At 58.4% G+C, this 19,247-nt stretch carries 16 protein-coding genes; 9 read left to right on the plus strand and 7 right to left on the minus strand.

Annotation, left to right across the window (positions count from 1 at the left end; genetic code table 11):
* Positions 1 to 169: 169 nt before the first annotated feature.
* The 3 genes from ACQZ5G_RS24930 (at position 170) to ACQZ5G_RS24940 (ending at position 3,577) form a co-directional block, all read left to right on the plus strand.
* A complete protein-coding gene (locus ACQZ5G_RS24930) occupies positions 170 to 850 on the plus strand; it encodes a sugar transferase (RefSeq protein ID WP_003523803.1) in 681 nt (226 codons plus the stop codon).
* 194 nt (positions 851 to 1,044) lie between these two features.
* Entirely contained in the window at positions 1,045 to 2,301 is a 1,257-nt protein-coding gene (locus tag ACQZ5G_RS24935) for a polysaccharide biosynthesis/export family protein (protein WP_448738472.1), read from the plus strand.
* A 7-nt stretch (positions 2,302 to 2,308) separates the two neighbouring features.
* Positions 2,309 to 3,577 carry an O-antigen ligase family protein gene (locus ACQZ5G_RS24940; protein WP_448738473.1) on the plus strand — a complete coding sequence of 423 codons (1,269 nt, stop codon included), beginning with the start codon at positions 2,309 to 2,311 and terminating at the stop codon, positions 3,575 to 3,577.
* Here the strand turns inward: ACQZ5G_RS24940 and ACQZ5G_RS24945 are convergent.
* The 5 genes from ACQZ5G_RS24945 to ACQZ5G_RS24965 all read right to left on the minus strand — a co-directional run bounded on the left by ACQZ5G_RS24945 (position 3,574) and on the right by ACQZ5G_RS24965 (position 10,939).
* Positions 3,574 to 4,068, minus strand: coding sequence for a hypothetical protein (locus ACQZ5G_RS24945; protein WP_003523808.1), 495 nt, complete (start codon positions 4,066 to 4,068; stop codon positions 3,574 to 3,576). The genes ACQZ5G_RS24940 and ACQZ5G_RS24945 overlap by 4 nt on opposite strands.
* Positions 4,069 to 4,153: 85 nt before the next feature.
* The gene (locus tag ACQZ5G_RS24950) at positions 4,154 to 5,512 is read right to left on the minus strand and encodes an HlyD family type I secretion periplasmic adaptor subunit (RefSeq protein WP_142780450.1); all 1,359 of its coding nucleotides are present in this window, start codon (positions 5,510 to 5,512) and stop codon (positions 4,154 to 4,156) included.
* A gap of 8 nt (positions 5,513 to 5,520) precedes the next feature.
* Positions 5,521 to 7,719 (minus strand): type I secretion system permease/ATPase, encoded by a 2,199-nt coding sequence (locus ACQZ5G_RS24955; RefSeq protein WP_448738474.1) that lies wholly within the window; start codon positions 7,717 to 7,719, stop codon positions 5,521 to 5,523.
* A gap of 83 nt (positions 7,720 to 7,802) precedes the next feature.
* Positions 7,803 to 9,821 carry a hypothetical protein gene (locus ACQZ5G_RS24960; RefSeq protein WP_448738475.1) on the minus strand — a complete coding sequence of 673 codons (2,019 nt, stop codon included), beginning with the start codon at positions 9,819 to 9,821 and terminating at the stop codon, positions 7,803 to 7,805.
* Positions 9,822 to 9,973: 152 nt separating this feature from the next.
* Positions 9,974 to 10,939: a hypothetical protein gene (locus ACQZ5G_RS24965; RefSeq protein WP_003523814.1), complete on the minus strand. Its 966-nt coding sequence runs from the start codon at positions 10,937 to 10,939 to the stop codon at positions 9,974 to 9,976.
* Positions 10,940 to 11,851: 912 nt separating this feature from the next.
* On the opposite strand from ACQZ5G_RS24965, the gene ACQZ5G_RS24970 reads away from it, so the two are divergent.
* Complete coding sequence (locus ACQZ5G_RS24970) at positions 11,852 to 12,625, plus strand: helix-turn-helix domain-containing protein (protein WP_035239795.1); 774 nt, start codon at positions 11,852 to 11,854, stop codon at positions 12,623 to 12,625.
* A 59-nt stretch (positions 12,626 to 12,684) separates the two neighbouring features.
* Here the strand turns inward: ACQZ5G_RS24970 and ACQZ5G_RS24975 are convergent, their stop codons facing one another.
* Positions 12,685 to 13,035 (minus strand): hypothetical protein, encoded by a 351-nt coding sequence (locus ACQZ5G_RS24975; RefSeq protein ID WP_003523817.1) that lies wholly within the window; start codon positions 13,033 to 13,035, stop codon positions 12,685 to 12,687.
* Positions 13,036 to 13,428: 393 nt separating this feature from the next.
* On the opposite strand from ACQZ5G_RS24975, the gene ACQZ5G_RS24980 reads away from it, so the two are divergent.
* From ACQZ5G_RS24980 to ACQZ5G_RS25000, 5 genes are read left to right on the plus strand one after another with little or no spacing between them, the layout of a single operon-like run.
* The gene (locus ACQZ5G_RS24980; protein WP_003523818.1) at positions 13,429 to 14,451 is read left to right on the plus strand and encodes a UDP-glucuronic acid decarboxylase family protein; all 1,023 of its coding nucleotides are present in this window, start codon (positions 13,429 to 13,431) and stop codon (positions 14,449 to 14,451) included.
* Position 14,452: 1 nt separating this feature from the next.
* Positions 14,453 to 15,436 carry a UDP-glucose 4-epimerase GalE gene (galE, locus tag ACQZ5G_RS24985; protein ID WP_020811999.1) on the plus strand — a complete coding sequence of 328 codons (984 nt, stop codon included), beginning with the start codon at positions 14,453 to 14,455 and terminating at the stop codon, positions 15,434 to 15,436.
* Positions 15,433 to 17,370 carry a glycosyltransferase family 2 protein gene (locus tag ACQZ5G_RS24990; RefSeq protein ID WP_448738476.1) on the plus strand — a complete coding sequence of 646 codons (1,938 nt, stop codon included), beginning with the start codon at positions 15,433 to 15,435 and terminating at the stop codon, positions 17,368 to 17,370. Before galE ends, ACQZ5G_RS24990 begins: the two co-directional genes overlap by 4 nt.
* A 14-nt stretch (positions 17,371 to 17,384) precedes the next feature.
* Positions 17,385 to 17,888 carry a DUF995 domain-containing protein gene (locus ACQZ5G_RS24995; protein WP_003523821.1) on the plus strand — a complete coding sequence of 168 codons (504 nt, stop codon included), beginning with the start codon at positions 17,385 to 17,387 and terminating at the stop codon, positions 17,886 to 17,888.
* A 13-nt stretch (positions 17,889 to 17,901) separates the two neighbouring features.
* Positions 17,902 to 18,864 carry a glycoside hydrolase family 26 protein gene (locus ACQZ5G_RS25000; RefSeq protein ID WP_448738477.1) on the plus strand — a complete coding sequence of 321 codons (963 nt, stop codon included), beginning with the start codon at positions 17,902 to 17,904 and terminating at the stop codon, positions 18,862 to 18,864.
* Between the two features lie 50 nt (positions 18,865 to 18,914).
* On the opposite strand, the gene ACQZ5G_RS25005 is transcribed toward ACQZ5G_RS25000, so the two are convergent.
* Positions 18,915 to 19,247, minus strand: a 333-nt coding sequence (locus ACQZ5G_RS25005) for an AGE family epimerase/isomerase (protein WP_448742687.1), incomplete at its 5' end; no start/stop codon positions are given.

The raw sequence follows: 19,247 nt of genomic DNA on the forward strand, positions 1-19,247 counted from the left end.
GACGTTGATCGGCCGCTCGCGCAAGAAATCGCATAGACGGTTATGGCCAATGTGCCTTACAAAAAATCCATTAGCATCAAATTCCGAACACAGACTTGTTATCTCTTTTAGACGGAAAGACGCGCCTCCGGGCACCGACCAATCGCAAAACATAAATGGAGTTCTCTCTATGAAGTCCGCGACCCAATCGGCTGAACAGACACTCAGCAGCTCCGAAGATTTCGATGTCAGTTTCCCTATCGGGGGCATCGCAAAACGCAGCTTCGATATGACATCGGCTGCGCTTGCGCTGCTCATCTTCAGCCCGATATTCCTGTTGATCGCCGCGCTGGTGAAATTGTCTGATCCCGGCCCGATCTTTTATGGCCACCGGCGTGTGGGACATAATGGCCGCTATTTCCATTGCCTGAAATTCAGGACGATGGCGATGAACGGCGATGAGATTCTGCGGCAATATCTTGCCGCCAATCCGGAAGCCGCCGAAGAATGGCGCGCCACCCGCAAGCTCAAGAACGACCCGCGTGTTACGGCTGTCGGCGCCGTGCTGCGCAAGCTCTCGCTTGACGAACTGCCGCAGCTCCTCAACATCATTCGCGGCGAAATGAGCGTGGTTGGCCCACGCCCGGTCGTCGATGAGGAACTGAGCTATTATGAAAGCGCTGCCGCTTATTATCTCAGCACCCGCCCTGGCCTGACCGGCCTGTGGCAGATCAGCGGCCGCAACGACGTATCCTACAAGACCCGCGTCGCTTTCGACACGCACTATGTGCAGAACTGGTCGATGCGGCAGGATGTCTTCATCATCGTCAAGACCATTCCCGCCGTGTGCCTTTCACGCGGAAGCTACTGAAAACCGATATTGAGTTCGGCTTTATCGATCTTCGTTTCGACACGCACCCCGACCGGGATCCCAAGTCCGGTCTTTGGGTGCGTCATTGGTGCTAATCATACCGGCCGCTTTTCGCGGCACTGTGCAGCCGGCCTTGCCCAGTTGCGCGACGGCCGGATCGCCCGTGTGGCGATCCGCTAACAGGGAGTTTCCCGATGAACGGCTTGTCTGCCGCCCGCCGCCCGTTTGTGGCCTTCGTATTTGCCGCTTCCGTCGCCCTTGCCGCGCCGCTCTCCGCCATGGCTGCGGATGGCGCTCAATATAAGCTCGGTACCGCTGACAAGCTGCGTATCCGTGTTGCCGAATGGCAGCCGGCGGATGGCAGCATCCGCAACTGGGATGTGATCAACGGCGATTATTCCGTCGGTCCATCGGGGGCGCTGTCGCTGCCTTTCATCGGTCAGCTGGATGTTGCGGGCAAGACCCCATCGGAGGTCAGCGAAGAGATTGGAGCCCAGCTTCAGAGCAAGTTCGCCCTTCGCAACCTGCCTTCGGCCTCCGTCGAAATCGCGCAGTTCCGGCCGATCTTCTTGAGCGGCGACGTGCAGACTCCGGGTGAATATCCCTATGCCGCCAATCTTACCGTGCTGAAGGCGGTCAGCCTTGCCGGTGGCCTGCGGCGCTCGGATGCCGGGCAGCGTTTTGCCCGCGACTTCATCAATGCCCGTGGTGACGCCGCCGTCTACGACAACCAGCGTGCAAGGCTGCTCGCCCGTCAGGCGCGACTGGTCGCAGAGGTCAAGGGTGACGCGACCATCGCCAAGACGCCTGAAATGGAAAAGATCGGCGAGATCGACGTGCTGCTGGCCAGCGAAAGCGCGCTGATGAAATCGCGCACTGAACGTTACACCCTGCAGCTCAAGGCGCTGACGGACCTGCACGCCCTTTTGCAGAGCGAAGTCGAATCCCTGAAGAAGAAATCGGAGACGCAGAATCGTCAGCTCCAGCTTGCCAACGAGGACCGCGACCGCGTCAACCGGCTGAACGAGCAGGGGCTTGCGCTGTCGCAGCGGCGTATTTCCGCGGAAGAACGCGCCGCGGAAGTGGAATCCAACCTGCTCGATATCGATACGCAGTCGCTGCGCGCCAAACAGGATATCAACAAGGCGACCCAGGACGAGATCAATCTGCGTAACGACTGGGTGGCGCAGCGCTCCAAGGAATTGCAGGACACGGAAGCGGAACTGGACAAGCTCAATCTGCAGCTCACCACCAGCCGCGAATTGATGTCGGAAGCGCTGGCGCAATCGGCCGAAGCGATCCGTTTCGATCCCTCGGGCAAATCAGCGACGATCAGCTATATCGTGGTGCGTGAGGAAAACGGCAAGCCGAAGGAGCTGAAGGTGGATGAAAACGCCATGCTCCAGCCCGGCGATGTCATCAAGGTCTCGTCTGAAATCCTGATGCAGTGAGGTTTCAATGCGGATCGCCAAATCGGCGCTGATCGATCCCGAACGCAATGAGATTTATGGAATGGCAGCGGTTGCGCTGTCATTCTTCGTCTTCGCTTACTCGTCGCGTTTCGGCCAAATCTCGGTTCTGGCCTATTATGGCATGTGGCTGCCGCTGGTGGTGGTCGATTACCGGCGCGTGCTCGGCAATTATCCGCGCTATCTCTGGATATTCGCGTTCGGCATACTGACCGTGCTATCCAGCTTCTGGTCGGAAGCGGCGTCGGTGACCATGCGCGCCTCCATCCAGTATATGACGCATATCGTCTGCGCGCTGATCGCCATGCGGGTGATCTCGATCCGGACGCTGACGCGTGGTGCGCTGATCGGCATCGCCGTCGTTCTGCTCTATTCGCTGCTATTCGGCATTTATCTCTTCGATGCGCTGGATGGCACCTATAGTTTCGTCGGCGCTTTTTCTTCCAAGAACCAGCTCGGCTTTTATGCCTCGCTCGGCGTCATTTTTGCCGCCGCATCGGTGCTGGTGCTCAAGCAAAGGGGCATCTGGTGGCCGATCGCCGGCGTCACCGGGCTACTGTCGGCCTATAGCCTCCTTGCGTCCCAATCGGCCACATCCACTATTACCACGGCGGCGGTGGTCGCCCTGATCATCGGCTTCATTCCCATCGGCATGCTTTCGCCGGCGAACCGAAAGATGACGTTTTTTGTGCTTGGTGGTCTCGGCGCATTGCTGGCGGTCGCTTCCCTGCAATTCGGCCTGTTGGACGCCATTCTCGGCATTTTCGGCAAGGATTCGACGCTGACTGGCCGAACTTACCTCTGGCAGCAGGGCATCGAGGCGGCGAAACAGACGCCGATCCTCGGCGTCGGTTATCAGGGGTTCTGGGTTGCGGGTTTTCCCGATGCCGAACGGTTGTGGAACGATTTCTTCATTACTGGCCGCAGCGGCTTCCATTTCCATAATACCTATATCGAAACCGTGGTGGAAAACGGCTTTGTCGGCATGCTCCTGCTTGGCATGGTGCTTTACGGAACGTTGCTCGGGCATCTGCGCTCGGTGCTGATGCTCAAGAGCGATCCGCAGGGCGTCATCCTGTTTGCGATCTGCTCCCTGTTTGTCGTGCGTTCCTTCGTGGAGATCGACATCATCTTCCCCTACCAGATCGGCTCGTTCATGCTCTATTTCGCAGCCGGTAAACTGTGCCTCCCGGCAAGGGCTGCGGAGGGGAGCGAACCTCACCCGGCAATCGGCATGCGGTTACAAACGAGAGCCTAGAGATAATCCGCAGAGACATGCGGACTGGCATGGATGAAACTCCACATGTCCTTGCTGACATCGACGATGTCGGCGATGGATTTTTCGAGCTGCCCGATTTCCTTCTCGTCCATGCGCTCCACCTTGCCGTAGCGCACCTGGCTGTCATCCTCCACCAGCCGCATGAGCTGCGTGCTGGCGATTTCGCCTTTTTCGTCGAAGGAATAGATGCAGTGATTATATTTGTTGCGCGTCTTCGCTTCCTTCTTCAGCCGCGCCATGATGGAGAGGATGGTCTTGCGGTCCTTCGCATCGGTGGAAGGAAGCTTCGCCAGGCGCTCGATCAGATCCATGCGCGCCCGCGTGGTGTTGAGCGTCAGGAACACGACGATGGCCGCTTCCTTTTCCACTTTCAGAAGATGGACGATCAGATAGATCATCAGGCTTTCCGTGTTGGTCCACACGTAATTCAGCCTGCCGACCAGCAGCAATACATCCGACATCGCCGCCATGCTGCTTCTCCCGCCCCGACGAAACATATTTGGATATTATATGCCGACCGCTGCGGAAAAGACAGTGTAGGTTACTGATATTTCTTCATCTTTCCTTGAAAGCACGGGACATGCTGTCGGAGATCGGCTTGGTCAGATATTCGAAGAAAGTACGCTCCGAAGTCTGGATCAGCACGTCGGCCGGCATGCCGGGCACGGGGTGGAAATTGTGAACCTTGGCGATTTCCTCGTCGGGTATCTGCACCCGCACGATATAGACGTCCTTGACCTGAAGGCCTGCATTTTCCTCGATGCTGTCGGCTGAAACGTAAAAGACCTTGCCGTTCAGAACCGGTGTGGTGCGGCGGTTGAGCGCCGACAGGCGGATCGCCGCGGTCTGGCCCTCATGCAGCTGGTCGATGGAGGTTCTCAGCACCTGCGCCTCCAGAATAAGGGGCACATGAGCGGGCAGGATTTCCATGATCGGCTTGCCGGTGGTGATGACGCCGCCCGGTGTATGATAATAGGCGCGCACCACGGTTCCGTTGACGGGAGAGCGGATGACGGTGCGCTCCAGCACTTCGGCGGCGCCACGCACCTGTTCACGCACGCTGTCCAGATCGGATTCGGCGGTTTCCAGCGCATCGAGCGCCGCCTGCTTGTTGGCGTTGACGGCGATGACCGCTTCCTGTCGGAATTTGGCGATTTCCGCCTCGCTCTGGTTCATTTCGCCGCTCAGCCGGGCGATATCGCCCATGGCGTCGGCGATGGCGCGCTCCAGGGCCAGCATGTCGGTCTTACGGATGACGCCGTCCTTGGCGAGCCGCTCCTTGGAGTCGCGCTCCTGTGTCAAAAGCGCCAATTGTCGGTCGAAGGACTGTTTTTGGCCGTCATAGCCCGCATAGCGGAACTCCAGCGACCGGATATTTTTGTCGATCAGGTTCATCTGTTCCTCAAGCTTGATGAGCTTGCTGTGGAACACGATGTTCTGGCTCTGGATGATGGAATTGATATCCGGATCGCCGGCTTCCTTCATGACGATATCCGGCACCTTGAAGCTTTTTGCGCCCTGGGCCTCGGCGCGCAAGCGCACCACGATGGTTTCGAGGCGAAGCCGCCGCAGCTGCAACATGCGCTCGTTGGCAAGTGCCGTCGTCTTGTCCAGCGTCAGAAGAACGTCGCCTTCCTTGACCGTGTCGCCTTCGCTGACCATCATTTCCTTGATGATGCCGCCTTCCAGATGCTGGACCACCTTATTGTTGCCGGTGGCGACGAAACTACCCTGGGCGATGATGGCGGAGGAGAGCGGCGCAGTGCCGGCCCAGAATCCGAAACCGCCGAAGGAGGCGAGCAGCACGGCAAGACCGATCGAACTGTGCAGGCGGATCGAGCGCGGCACTTCGCTATACCATTCCAGCTGGCCCTGGGGTTTGATTTCGGCAATGGCGTTTTTCTTCTTGAACATGACGATCCTCAACCCTCGATCTGCGGGGACTGGTTGGCTTGGCGGCCATTGCCGGAAAGCGCCTTCAGCACGTCCATTCTTTCGCCGAACATGGCGACCGATCCGTCCTTCAGCACCATGATCTTGTCGACGCATTGAAGCAGTGCCGGCCGCTGGGTGATGGTGACGGTAGTGATGCCCTGTCTTTTGGCATGCAGCAGCGCCTTGGCCAGCGCCTGTTCGCCCTGCGTATCCAGATTGGAGTTGGGCTCATCCAGCACCACGAATTTCGGATCGCCGAAAAAGGCGCGGGCAAGCGCGATGCGCTGTTTCTGGCCGCCGGAAAGCGGTGCGCCATCGGCTGCGACCACGGTTTCATAACCCTGCGGGAAACCGGCGATCAGCTCATGCACATCGGCCAGCACCGCCGCCTCGTAAATCTGCCGGTCCTCGATATCGTCGCGCATGCGGCAGATATTGGCCTTGATGGTGCCTGGGAAAAGCTGCACGTCCTGCGGCAGATAACCGATGCTTTCACCGAATTGTCGCTGATCCCAGTTGCGCAGATCCATGAGATCGAGGCGCACATTGCCTGACGTCGGTAGAATGGAGCCCACCAGCATCTTGCCGAGCGTCGTTTTGCCGGAGCCGGAATTGCCGATGATGGCGAGCGACTCTCCCTTTTTCAGCGAAAAGGAAATGCCATTCAAAATCACCTTCTTCTGCGGCGGCGGCACGAAGAGGATGCGCTCGACGTCGAGACGCCCTTCCGGATTGGGCAGGCGCAGGCGGGGGAAATTCAGTGGCGAATTGATGAGAAGCTGCTTGATGCGGCCATAGGAGGCGGCAGATTTGTTGAACTGGTGCCAGCCTTCTATCGCGCCTTCGATAGGCGCCAGCGCCCGGCCGGAAATGATGGAGGCTGCAATCACCATGCCGCCGGTCAGTTCGCCGGATAGCGACAGATGCGCGCCCCAGCCGAGCAGCGCCACCTGGGTAATCATGCGCGCCGCCTTGGAAACGCCGGAGAACATGATGTTGCGATCCTGCGCCGCCACATGCGATTTCAGCGAGCCGGCGGTTTCGCGGCCCCACATCTTCACCGCTTCGGGGATCATGGCGAGCGCATTGATGATCTGCGAATTGCGCGACATGGAATCGAGGTGGAAATTGGCGCGGCTGAGATAACCGGACGCCTCGGAGAACTGTCTTGCGGTGAAGCGCTGGTTCAGCCAGGCGATGCCGAACAGCACGACGCAGCAGACCATGATGATGATGCCGAGATGTGGATGGACGAGATAGACCACCACGATGAAGAGTGGCATCAGCGGCGCATCGAGAAAGGCGATGAGCGTGCCGGAGGTGAGGAAGGAGCGCAATTGCTGCAAATCCTGCAAGGTCTGGTAGTCCTTGCCGCTGCCATGCAGGGAGGCGCGGGCGGCGGCGGACAGGATCGGCGCGCCAAGTTGCACCTCGAGTTCGACGGCGGTTCGCATCAGGATGAAGCGGCGGATGGCGTCCATGAAGGCCTGCAGCAGAACCGCGCCAAGGACGGCGACCGTCAGCATCACCAGCGTATCCATCGAGCGGCTGGTCAGCACCCGGTCGGAAATCTGGAACAGATAAAGCGGAATGGCGAGCAGCAGGACATTGATGGCGACCGTGAACAGCATCACCACCACCATGTTGCGCCGCACGGCGGCGATGCCCTTGGCAAGGCTTGCGGCGAAATTGATCGGCTCGCTGCGTTTGTGAAAACCGCTCTGGCTTCCACCGCCGCCGCCGCCGCCACCGCCGTTGTCCGTCGGCTCCTTGCCGCCGCCGCCCGTCACTGGCCGGCGTTCGTTTTCACGGATCGGTCCGTCGTTATTGTCGATGGTCTTGACGAAAGGTAGGTCGGCATTGTCGATCTTGGCCTGCGGTTCCGGCGGGGAGGCGGGTTGCCGGTCCCGTTGCGGTGCCGGCCTTTCTGCGGGAACATCCCGCAACTGTTCCGCCTGCTCCGTTTTTGCATGCGGTTGGGAGAGAACTTGTGGGGAGGCGGTCTGTGCAGGGGTGGAAGCTTCTTTTGCCGTCTGTTCCGCGCCGGATAATTGGCGCAGGTTTTCGACGGCTTCATTGATTGCTGAAATACAGGCGTCCGTCAGTTTGCTGTCTTCCGCGTCCTGATCCAGCGGCAAGTCCAGCGAGCGTCCGTCGGCAATGGTTTTTCTAGAAATATGATCCATTTTATATCGGTCCCCTCGGTGATCTAGCGGTGTTTGCGGTTCTGGCTGCGGCGGGGCGCGTTTGCAGCCCCGCCTGCCAGAGGTTACGCAACGACCGTCTGCATGACGTCGGCCGGATGGGCATTCGACCATGACAGGTCGTGACCGGCATTGATGACGCCATTGGATTCGTTTTCGATGGTGGCGGGATCGTCGTGAAGAAAGGCGATGACCTCGTTCGCCAATTGGCCTTGCTGGGGTTGCGACGTGTCGTTTTCGATGATGCCGCCCTGTATCAGTATGGCATCGGAATAAACGCCGCCGGCGACATAGGTGGTGGAGCCGAAGCTGTCGTAATCGACTATCTGCGCCAGATTGACCACGGCGTTGCTGCCGGTATCGATATGGACTGTGGCGTCCTCGTTATTTTCGAGAACCTTGGCGGCGGCCTGCGTCACATCGTCGGAATCGCCGAGCACGCTCACCTGTTTGATGATGCTGACATCGTAGAGATTGCCGGTGATATAGAGGACGTTCAGACCCTCGTAGCCGGCGAAATTGACGTCATGGGCAAGCGCATCCGGCATGTTGGGATCGCGCTCGTTGATGGCGTTCACCGTCTGGTTCATATAGTCCGGCATGGTTTCGAAACGGTCGTTGCTGCCGACATTGTGAATGGCGGCGTCGTTCCACAGCAGGTTGTTGCCGGACTGGATGGTGGCGCCTTCCGGCGCATCGGGATTGGCGCGCGCCCAGTCATTGTCGTAAAGCACGGCGATCTGGCTGATGATGTTCATGTCCAGCACATTGCCGCCGACGATGATCAGATCGTATTGCATGCCGATGCCGAGGAAATTCGCAATGTTGAGCGCGGCGTTGCCGCCAGTCAGCAGGCTGACGGTTGCGCCCGAGGTCGTTATCGTCATCGTGTCGTTGTCGCTGACGAACTGGTATTGCTCGATCCAGTGGACAAAGGAAACGTCGCCTTCCAGCACGCTGACGCGCCAGGCGGTCGGAAATATCGGCGGTTCGCCGTTTTCCTGGCTGCTGTTCTCCGTGCTTTCCGCGCCCGGATAGACGCTGCGCTCGAAGCTGGCGATATTGAAGGCTGCCGTCGCCGCCTGATCTTCCGACCGTGTGAAAACGGAGTCGATCTCGTCCCGGTCGCTATAGATATACGCCTGGGTGATCGCGTCGATCTGGTGATAGTCGCCCATGACGGCGGTTACCGATGTCATGACGCCGGTATTGACCAGGGTGGCGATATTGGCGACGACATTGGCGCCTGCGGCGACGTCGAGGCTGTTGCCGGCGGGGCTGTCCTCGTGCAGCGAAACATCGCTCTTTTCCGGCTCTTCCGCCGGCTTGGCGATACCGCGATCAGGCATGTAGTCGTCGAGCATCGGCTTTTCGCTGGCTATCGAGCCATTGATGTAAAGCCCGTGGATGTCATTGCCGGCCAGAACGAAATCCTGATCCGCACCGGTGCCGAGCGACGTCACGTCGTTTTCGCGGGCATGGTCGATATAGTCGTGTGCGGATTTGGCGAGCGCCTGCAGGGCGTCGTAACTGTCGGTGCGCTGGAAACCGGCGAAAGGCGTGAAGACGGACGCTTCATTGTAGAACTCGACGGTGCGCTCTGTGACGAAGCTCGTGTCGCGCCACACATAGGGGCCGTCCGTCATGTTCAGATAGTCGTCGTCCTGAAGAATATTGACCTGCGCCACATGCGCGATGACCGAACCGGGACCGGTGTGAACCACCAGCTCATATTCCTCCTCAAAGGAAAGCCGGCCGGGAAAACGGAAATTGACGCCGGAAATATCGACAGGGATGGCATCTGCGAGCCGCTGCATGTCGTGTTCGACCATGCGCGCGAAATGCGGCTGCAGATAATCGAAATCATAATAGCCGGCGCGGTAGTTGACGCCGGGATCGTAGTCCTTGAGCGGAACGTCATAGTTCTTGTCGAGCAGCTTTGCTGCTTCATCGTCCGGCAAACGGTCCGGATCGGAATGCGCCGGGCCTTCGCTGTAGTTGGTTCTCAGACGCGCTTCCTCGATCACGGTGTCGAACAGGCCGATGAAATGCGCAATCATGTCCGAAATCTTGTCGATATGCATTGGAGGTCCCTCCCTGATCATCGCGGCAGAGCCTTAAGGCTGCGGAGGGCACACGTCCTGGAGGCGGTGCTTCGTTTTACGCGACCCCGGTCCTTCAACCGCGAACTGCACCGGCGGGTGCCGGTGCAGCTCTTTTCGTCAAGAGGTGGTTATCAGGAGTGATCCTCACCGACATCGGACACATGCGAGTTACCGCCTGTGATCGTGACATCAACTGCGTTGGAGAGCATGTTGGCGCCCTGCACCAGTTCCAGATGGAAGCCGGAATTTGCAAGGATTGCCGATGCATCCGCAGTGCTGGTACCTGCTGCGTCGTCGCCGGCCTTGAGGTCCCATCCCTTGCCGTCGATGCCTTCGGCGCCGAAGGCGTCACCGGCATTGGCGCTCAGGTGGTTTTCCGCACCGCCATTCTGCATCTTGATGTCGTAGGCCTCATCCTGATCTGCCAGGTGGTTGGCCTGCACCATGCTGAAGCCGGTGTCGTTGCCATCGCCGTTGAGCGAGCCGTTGAGGATATTGTCGACATCGAGAGTGAAGGAGAAGTCGTCACCCAGATTGAAGGTGAGGTCTCCGCCGGCGATGCCGAGATTGCCGACATCCTTGACGCCCGTGATGTTGCCGAAGTCGTCATCCGACTTGTAGAAACTGTCTGCGGAGTTGAAGCTGTCGGAGGTCGTCGTGGTCTTGGTGGAGGTGTCGTTGTCGGAATAGTTGGACGTCTTTGTGTCCGTATCCGTGATCGTTTTCACATTGGTGTCGTTGTCGCTGTACGACTTGCTTTCATAGCTCCAGTCGTAATCGACCTTGATGTCGGTGTTGGTTTCGGTGCTGGTCTTGGTGGTCGTGTCGTTGTCGCTATAGGACTTGCTGTCATAGCTCCAGTCATAGTCATTGTCGCGATTGTCACCGTTATTGGCGTCAACATCGATCTTGGCGTCAACATCCACATTGGTGCTGTTGTCGCTGTTGTCGTTGTTGCGGTTTTCACCGTTTGCGGTGCCGACGTTGCTGTCTTCCACCTTGGCGTCATTGGTCGACGTGTTGGCGAAACCATCGGAAAGCGCGCCGATCTTGGTGATATCGTCGTCGCTGCCGGCGGACTTATGATCATAACCCATTTCGATTTCCTCCGAAAAAGCTCGGAGCAGCTTTCGAAATCCCTCTCATCTCAAACGGGATTTTTTCGCGCTTGCTCCAGGTAGCATGAAGATTGATGTTTTGCAGATGCACTCGGTACGCATCATCTGCGGTTCGGTATTGGCCCGTGATCGGGCTCTTTTCGTTCAGCCCTTGTGCGCTACTCGGTAAAACGGCGCACAAATCCGTTCCTCGCTCCAGAAGGGGAGCGCGGTGGCTTCGTCTTTTCGCTTGCATGTTTTCTTGAAAAGGGACCGGCGTTTTTCAAACACACGTCAAGGCCGGAGGTGTCTTTCCATCGGCCGCCGTTCAGCGACGGTCAGACTGTGCCGCAGAAAAATCGCGCTTCCTAGATATCAATTCGGGCTAAACATATCGGCGCTTTACCCGAATATATATGTCTCAGGCGGTTGTCCGGCGGGTCGTTTGGCCGGTTTGGCCTCAAAAAAAGGCGCGTCGTCCGGGCAAGGCGGCTTTTTCGAGAAACATGGTTTATTTCGGTGGAAAAAGGCTTTTATCCCGAAAAGGAACAGGCTGCAGCGTGCTTCGCCGGCGAGCTATGTAAAGGGATATCAACTAAAAGTTATATTTTCCCGGAAGGCAAAACCACAGCGAAAGCTTTTCCGATGTGATTGTTTTTGCAGCGCTTACGGAATGAATGATTCTATCTCGGCGTAACCTATTTTGTATGTCAATTGTAAAAAATAACCCGTTTGGGCCATTTATTTACACAGCTTTTCGTATTAGCGTGTGTTAATTAACGGGTAATTAATGATAGTTGACATGGCCTAAAGCGGAGAATCGCCCCCAAGTATTCAGGGGAAAGATAGCCGGCGGACAACAGACTGCACAACCAAAAGAAAGTAATGCGTAAGCGCTTGAGGGAGGCGTCAATGTTCATGGGAACGTCAGATTATGCGGCAAAACAAAAAAACGCCGTTGCTCCTATAAATGGAACTTTATTGGTCATAGCGGATCCGGACCTGTTTTCCGAGTGCCTCATGGAGGCGCTGGGCAAAAAGTTCCCCACATTCGCGGTGGTGAGCGTAAGGTCGTCGGCGGGCATCGAGGACGACTACGGTAACAATGTACGGCTGGTTTTGCCTTACCGGATGTCGGGAGATCGTCTTCATGCCGTCCTTTCGGAGGTTCGGGAAAAACATCCCGATGCGCCGATCGCGCTCGTCGTCGAAACCATCGATAAATTCGAGGAGCCGCTGAAAAGGCTGGTGGGAATGCGCGTCATCGATGGCGTGCTGCCGCTCAACCTCAGGCTCGATGTCTTCATGGCGGCCGTCGATCTGCTCATGAAGGGCGGGGAACATTTTCCTGCTGCTCTTCTCGGCAAGCTCACGCCCTATTCGCCTTCGGTCAACAGCAAGAGCGTTCAAAGCAGCGCCGTGATCGCCAACCGCGCCGATGCCCTTGCCGCAAGCAGGAGCGACGTGGCGGCGCTGACGACACGCGAGGTGCAAATCCTCGACCTGCTTTGCAAGGGAACGCAAAACAAGATCATCGCTGATCGGCTGCATCTGTCCGAGAACACCGTCAAGGTTCACGTTCGCAATATCTATAAGAAAATGAACGTGCGCAACCGCACGGAGGCGGCGTCGCGCTTCTTCAACAAAGATGAAGACACGACCTTCTCCGGCGGCTGGAAGAACTGAGCGTCAGGACGGTTCGAGCCGTCCGGACGCCAGTTCCCTCCGGTATTTCTCCAGGAGGCTCAGGGCCTCAGGAAGCAGCGGGATTTCTGCCCGAATCCGCTCGGTGAGCAGATATAGGGAGAAGAGCCCGAGTAGGACTGCCGCGATGCCGCGGGTGTGCCCGAGGCATCGGCAACAAGCGTAACGGCCGCGTTGCCGGTTTTTTGATAACCGTAGGACGCCTTCGCCGGAACGACCCGGCTCTTGGTCGTGGCGGTATTGGCCGACGCGGTCTTGATGAGAACGGCGTCTTCGACCACGGAGCATGAAGCCGTCGCGAAGGTGAAAGTTACAAGTGCTGCGGCAACAAGCGTGAAGCGACAATGGCGGGCTGCTTTGCCGCTATGGGAATAAGGCATTTCATTCGTCATGTGTGTCCCCTGAAATCGACTGTCTGTCGCATCTCGCCGGGCGGTTTTGTTCCCGGTGGACCGAGCCTTACAAAACCAGGATAGCCCCGACTGGTTGAGCGAAGCTTGCGCTAATGCTCAATAAGAAAGGCATAATAGAGGCATAGTTAAAAAGTATTAAATCAAGGGGCTATTTTGAGTAATTTTGGGTAATCAATTGTAATATTTTGATAAAATGAAGTTGACCTGTTTTCTGCTGCGCCTATCATGAAAGTTGAAATTTATCCGATCAAAATATTAAGCCTCCAGAAGAAGTAAAAACCGGAGGATGATATTCAAGATAACGTACAATCGGGAGTTTGATCCAGTTTAGGTGAATCAGCTGCGCTGATTCCTCATGGGGAGGAGTGTGTAATGCGTAATTTCGTTCCCAACGAACACGACAACGGCGTCACCATCTACTCCGAATGGAGACCTGGCCAACGCGTTCTCGTCAATGGCGGCGCCGGTTTTCTCGGTTCCCATCTTTGCGAGCGCCTGTTGAGCTGCGGTCACGAGGTGATCTGTCTCGACGATCTTTCGACCGGGCGCACCGCGAATGTGGCGCATTTGCGGGACAATAAGCGGTTTTTGCTGGTCGAGCACGACGTGCGCAAACCCTATGACATCGATGTCTCGCTGATCTTCAACTTCGCCTCGCCGGCTTCACCGCCCGACTATCAGCGCGACCCTGTCGGCACGCTGCTCACCAATGTCCTGGGTGCGGTCAATGTACTGGAAGTAGCACGCAGATGCGGTGCAACCGTAGTGCAGTCGTCGACATCGGAAGTCTATGGCGATCCGCACGTCAATCCGCAGCCGGAAACCTATTTCGGCAATGTAAATACAATCGGGCCGCGAGCTTGTTACGATGAAGGGAAACGCAGCGCCGAAACGCTGTTTTTCGATTATCACCGTAGCTTCGGTGTCGATATCAAGGTGGGACGCATCTTCAACACCTATGGGCCGCGCATGCGACCCGATGATGGACGTGTGGTTTCGAACTTCATCGTCCAGGCTCTGAAGGGCGCCGACATCACCATTTACGGCGATGGCAGCCAGACCCGCTCCTTCTGTTATGTCGATGACCTGATCGACGGTTTCCTGCGCTTCTCGGCCAAGCCGAAGGATTGCACCGGGCCTATCAATCTCGGCAACCCGAGCGAAATTCCGGTGCGGCAGCTCGCCGATATCGTCATCCGCATGACGGGTTCCCGTTCGCGCATCGTGCATCTGCCCGCCGCGATCGACGATCCGCAGCAGCGCCGCCCCGATATTTCGCGGGCAAAGGAACTGTTGAGATGGCAGCCGCGCGTGCCGCTCGAAATCGGCCTGGAAAAAACCATCGTCTATTTCGATGCATTGCTGGCTGGCAAGACTGTGGCGGAGGCCGTATGAGATGCCCCGCACAATCCTCGTCACGGGCGGGGCCGGATTCATAGGCAGCCACATCTGCAAGGCGCTGGCCCAATCCGGCTTCAAGCCCATCGCTTACGACAATCTCTCGACGGGTCACGCGGATTCGGTTCGCTGGGGTCCCTTCATAGAGGGCGACATTCTGGATCGCGGCCTTTTGAAAGCCACGCTGAAGGAGTTCTCGCCAGCCTTCGTCATCCATTGCGCCGCCAATGCCTATGTCGGTGAGTCCGTCGAGGATCCACGCAAATATTACCGCAACAATGTCGGCGGCAGTCTTGCGCTGCTGGATGCCTGTCTCGACCAGAATATCGGCGGGCTGGTGTTTTCTTCCAGCTGCGCCACCTATGGCGTGCCGCCGCAATTGCCCATCCGCGAGGAAACGGCGCAAATGCCGGTCAATCCTTACGGGCGCACGAAACTGATCTTCGAAATGGCGCTCGATGATTATGCCGCCGCCTACGGTCTGCGTTTCGTGGCGCTGCGTTATTTCAATGCCGCCGGGGCCGACCCGGACGGTGAGCTTTACGAGCGCCATGAGCCTGAAACCCATCTGATCCCGCGGGCACTGATGGCGGCTGCCGCAAGGCTGCCGCAACTGGATGTCTTCGGGGCGGATTACGACACCAGCGACGGCACTTGCATTCGCGATTACATCCATGTCAGCGATCTGGCCGATGCCCATGTGGCTGCCGTCAATTATCTTGCCGAGGGCGGAGAGACGCTGCGCGTCAATCTCGGTTCCGGTCACGGTACATCGGTCGGGGATATCATCCGGGCGATCCACCGCGTAACGGGGCAGGAAGTTCCGGTCCATTTCGGCGCAAGGCGCGCCGGCGATCCGCCAGCCCTGTTTGCGGATATCAAACGTGCGGAAGAGACGCTCGGCTTTATCCCGAAGCGTTCGGATATCGACACCATCATCCGGACGGCAGGTCCCGGCTTCGGACTGGAGGTGCGGTCATGAAAGCCCATTCCACCCCTTCCATTCCATCGGCCCGTACGGTCACAGTCGCCGGCGATTTGCGGATGCTGCCGGTCTTTGCCGGCTGGAACCGCACGGCCTATCTTCTCGGCATTGGCGGCTGGCTGGTGACGCTCGCTTATTTCTGGATCTGGTGGCTCGATCGCGATCGCGTCATCGACTGGCCCTATTATACCGTCGTTACGATGACGCTCGCGTGGATCACGCTTCTGCCATCCTATTTCATCTTCATCTTTCTGAACGCGAAGGTTGTCGACCGGCGCTCCCCTCTGCCACGGGGCAGGGTGGCAATGGTCGTCACCAAGGCGCCGTCGGAACCTTTTGCGGTGGTGCAGAAGACGCTGCTGGCGATGCTGGAGCAGAAGGGCCTGGAATTCGACGTCTGGCTTGCCGACGAGGCACCGGATGCGGAAACGCTGAAATGGTGTGGCGCGCACGGCGTTTTCGTTTCCACCCGACAGGGTGTCGCGGAGTATCATCGCAAGACCTGGCCGCGGCGCACACGCTGCAAGGAGGGCAATCTCGCTTATTTCTACGATCACTACGGTTACGAGCGTTATGATTTCGTCGCTCAGTTCGATGCGGATCATGTGCCGGAACCGGATTATCTGCGCGAGATCATCCGTCCCTTTGCCGATCCGAAGGTTGGATATGTTTCGGCCCCGAGCATCTGCGACGCCAATGCCGGTGAAAGCTGGGCCGCGCGCGGCAGGCTTTATGCCGAGGCGAGCCTGCATGGCGCGCTGCAACTGGGTTACAATAATGGCTGGGCGCCGCTCTGCATCGGTTCGCATTATGCGGTGCGGACGAAAGCCCTGCGGGAGGTCGGCGGCCTTGGGCCGGAGCTTGCCGAGGATCATTCCACCACGCTTCTGATGAACGCCGGCGGCTGGCGCGGCGTTCACGCCGTCAACGCCATCGCCCATGGCGACGGGCCGGTGACCTTTGCCGATCTCATCGTGCAGGAATTCCAGTGGTCGCGCAGCCTGATGACCATTCTGCTGCAATATTCAAGGCACTATGTGCCGAAGCTGCCGCCGCGGCTGAAGTTCCAGTTCCTGTTTTCGCAGCTCTGGTATCCGCTGTTTTCCGGCTTCATGGCGCTGATGTTCGTGCTTCCCGCCGTTGCGCTGATGCGCGGCGACGTGCTGGTCAACGCATCCTATCCGGCATTTCTGGCGCATTTCCTGCCGGTTTCGCTGATCATGATCGTGTTTGCCTTTTTCTGGCGGGCCACGGGCGCATTCCGCCCGCATGATGCGAAGCTCTTCAGCTGGGAGGCCATGGTATTTCTGTTCCTGCGCTGGCCCTGGTCGCTGATGGGCGTGCTGGCGGCTATACGCGACACGATCCGTGGCGATTTCGTCGATTTCCGCATCACCCCCAAGGGCACGCAGGCAAAACCGCCGCTGCCGCTGAGGGTCGTAGCACCCTACATTCTTCTGGCGGCGCTCAGCCTCGTGGCCATGGTTCTGGCGCCGCGGGAAAACGGGGCGGAGGGCTTCTTCGTCTTCGCCGCCATCAATGTGGCGATCTATGCGGGCCTTTCGGTGTTTCTGCTCATCCGCCATGCGATGGAAAACGGTTTGCCAAGGCTGCCGGCATTGCGCGGGGGAGCGACTGCCGCCGCCTGTTCGTTGCTGCTGGTGGCGGGCAGTGCCGTACAGCTCAGCTCCCATGCGATCGGCGGGCTGGAGGCCCTGTCGCACGGGCAGCCCTATGTCAGTTTTACCGAAACGCGGTTCACGGTCGCCGGTGCGGGCGTGGAAGGTGCGAGATCGGTGCGTCTGAAACTGCGCATTACCGTACCGGGATTGCGCGGACCGCAGGAAATGCAGGCGGAACCGATCGTGGCGCCGCCGCCGGCGGTGGCGACCGGAGAGATCATGCTGGCCGACAATAGGGTCGGACAATGAAGGAGGAGGCTGTGATGAAAACAACAATAAGCAAATGCGGATTCTCCGCTTTCGTACTCTGTCTTGCGGTGGTCGTGCCAAGCGCGGTCCACGCTGCAGGCGGCACGAAGACGCCGAAACCGCTCAGAACCAGCGAAGTCGTGGACATGTACTTCGACAAGACCTGGAAATGGGAAACGGGCGGTGGACGCTTCATCGCCCAAGACCGCAAATTCATCGCCGCAACGGAAGAAAAGGGCAAGAAGTCCATCGGTGAAGGCCGCTGGACCGTCGATGCCAACGGCACCCTGTGCATGCGCGCCACCTGGAAAAGCGCTGCAGGAAACGGCAAGGCCGATACCTGCTTCGACCATGGCCGCATAGGCAAGGTGCTCTACCAGCGCAAGCAGGGCGGGCCATGGTACGTGTTCCGGCACAACCCGCCACGCCCTGGCGATGAATTCCTCAAGCTCGTCCGCAAGGACGATGTCACGCCGCAGATCGCCGCCTACGACAAGGCGATGACGGCAACAAGGTAGGGAGTAAGGTGTCATGCAGATAACAAGAAGAAAACTTCTGTTCGCAGGTGGTGCCGCCGCAGCCTTTACCGCCGGCATGTATCCGGTGCTCAAGCTCGACGCACAGGGTGTCGCCCCCATGACGTCGACGGGCATGAAGACACTTGCCGACAAAAGACCGACATTGCATGCGGACGGCATCCGTTTCGGTGCCTACGATCCGCACGGCGATTTCACGGCCCAGACCGGGGTGGCGTCGGAACATCTGTTCCTGCCCTGGGAAGACGTGGATCTCGACAGTCTTGCACTTGCGGATGCTTACGCTCTGGAGCGCAAGCGCAACGTGCTGATCACGGTCGAGCCCTGGTCCTGGGACGTTAACTGGCGGCTCACCTCCGACGAGTTGCGCCGCAAGGTGATGAGAGGCGACTATGACCAGAACATGCAGGCGATCGCCGCACGCATGTCGGCGATGAAAAGTCCGCTGATCCTGCGCTGGGGACAGGAAATGGAAGACACGTCCGGCCGCTTCTCGTGGTCGGGCTGGAACCCGCGTGATTACATCACGGCGTATAAACGCATGGTGGACATGACCCGCAAGGCGGTTCCCAGCGTCAAGGTGATGTGGTCACCGAAAGGTCTGGACGGTTTGCAGGCCTACTACCCAGGTGACAGCTACGCCGATCTGGTCGGCCTCTCGGTCTTCGGTCTCGAGGAATACGACAAGATCGAATATGGCGGACCGAAGACCTTCACCGATCTGCTGCGCAAGGGCTATGGACTTGTCGAAACCTTCAACAAGCCGGTCTGGGTTGCCGAGCTGGGTTATGAAGGCGGCGATTCCTATGTTCGTCCGTGGATGAATGACGTGACGCTGAAACAGGCGGATTTTCCGAAGCTGGAAGAGGTCGTCTATTTCAACGACAAGGATGTTCATGCCTGGCCGCACAATCTCGGCAGACCGGACTGGCGCGTCGTGCGCCCGGCCAAGGTCTGATCTACGCCCAAAACCGGCGAGCGGCGATGCCGCTCGCCGGCGGTCCAATATTAGTTAGCTGCCGCCAGCACGGCCTCTGCCTCATATATGGCGCAGACGATGTGATAAAACGTGCTTGCCGGCGCCGGCTCGTCGAGCATCGGCCTGTCGGCCGGCCATTTGTCGAACCACAGGCCCTTGACCGGCGTGTCGAGAAAAGGCTGCAGCGCGCCGATGGCGCTGAGACCGGAGGCGAGGTAACGCTGACGCTCCTCGCCGCCCGTGACGCTTGCAAGCCGCACCGCAGCCTTCAGCCATTCCGTCTGCGGCCATAACCGCGCCAGCCCGTCATGCACCGAAAAATCGTCGTAGAGGCTCATCACCGCCACCTTGCGGCGCGGGCA

It is taken from the genome of Agrobacterium sp. 22-214-1 (assembly GCF_053522465.1).

Bases quoted from the DNA above. Each gene is read 5' to 3' on its own strand.
- ACQZ5G_RS24930 (WP_003523803.1), top strand. From the start codon at position 170: ATGAAGTCCGCGACCCAATCGGCTGAACAGACACTCAGCAGCTCCGAA.
- ACQZ5G_RS24935 (WP_448738472.1), top strand. From the start codon at position 1,045: ATGAACGGCTTGTCTGCCGCCCGCCGCCCGTTTGTGGCCTTCGTATTT.
- ACQZ5G_RS24940 (WP_448738473.1), top strand. From the start codon at position 2,309: ATGCGGATCGCCAAATCGGCGCTGATCGATCCCGAACGCAATGAGATT.
- ACQZ5G_RS24945 (WP_003523808.1), bottom strand. From the start codon at position 4,068: ATGGCGGCGATGTCGGATGTATTGCTGCTGGTCGGCAGGCTGAATTAC.
- ACQZ5G_RS24950 (WP_142780450.1), bottom strand. From the start codon at position 5,512: ATGTTCAAGAAGAAAAACGCCATTGCCGAAATCAAACCCCAGGGCCAG.
- ACQZ5G_RS24955 (WP_448738474.1), bottom strand. From the start codon at position 7,719: ATGGATCATATTTCTAGAAAAACCATTGCCGACGGACGCTCGCTGGAC.
- ACQZ5G_RS24960 (WP_448738475.1), bottom strand. From the start codon at position 9,821: ATGCATATCGACAAGATTTCGGACATGATTGCGCATTTCATCGGCCTG.
- ACQZ5G_RS24965 (WP_003523814.1), bottom strand. From the start codon at position 10,939: ATGGGTTATGATCATAAGTCCGCCGGCAGCGACGACGATATCACCAAG.
- ACQZ5G_RS24970 (WP_035239795.1), top strand. From the start codon at position 11,852: ATGTTCATGGGAACGTCAGATTATGCGGCAAAACAAAAAAACGCCGTT.
- ACQZ5G_RS24975 (WP_003523817.1), bottom strand. From the start codon at position 13,035: ATGACGAATGAAATGCCTTATTCCCATAGCGGCAAAGCAGCCCGCCAT.
- ACQZ5G_RS24980 (WP_003523818.1), top strand. From the start codon at position 13,429: ATGCGTAATTTCGTTCCCAACGAACACGACAACGGCGTCACCATCTAC.
- galE (WP_020811999.1), top strand. From the start codon at position 14,453: ATGCCCCGCACAATCCTCGTCACGGGCGGGGCCGGATTCATAGGCAGC.
- ACQZ5G_RS24990 (WP_448738476.1), top strand. From the start codon at position 15,433: ATGAAAGCCCATTCCACCCCTTCCATTCCATCGGCCCGTACGGTCACA.
- ACQZ5G_RS24995 (WP_003523821.1), top strand. From the start codon at position 17,385: ATGAAAACAACAATAAGCAAATGCGGATTCTCCGCTTTCGTACTCTGT.
- ACQZ5G_RS25000 (WP_448738477.1), top strand. From the start codon at position 17,902: ATGCAGATAACAAGAAGAAAACTTCTGTTCGCAGGTGGTGCCGCCGCA.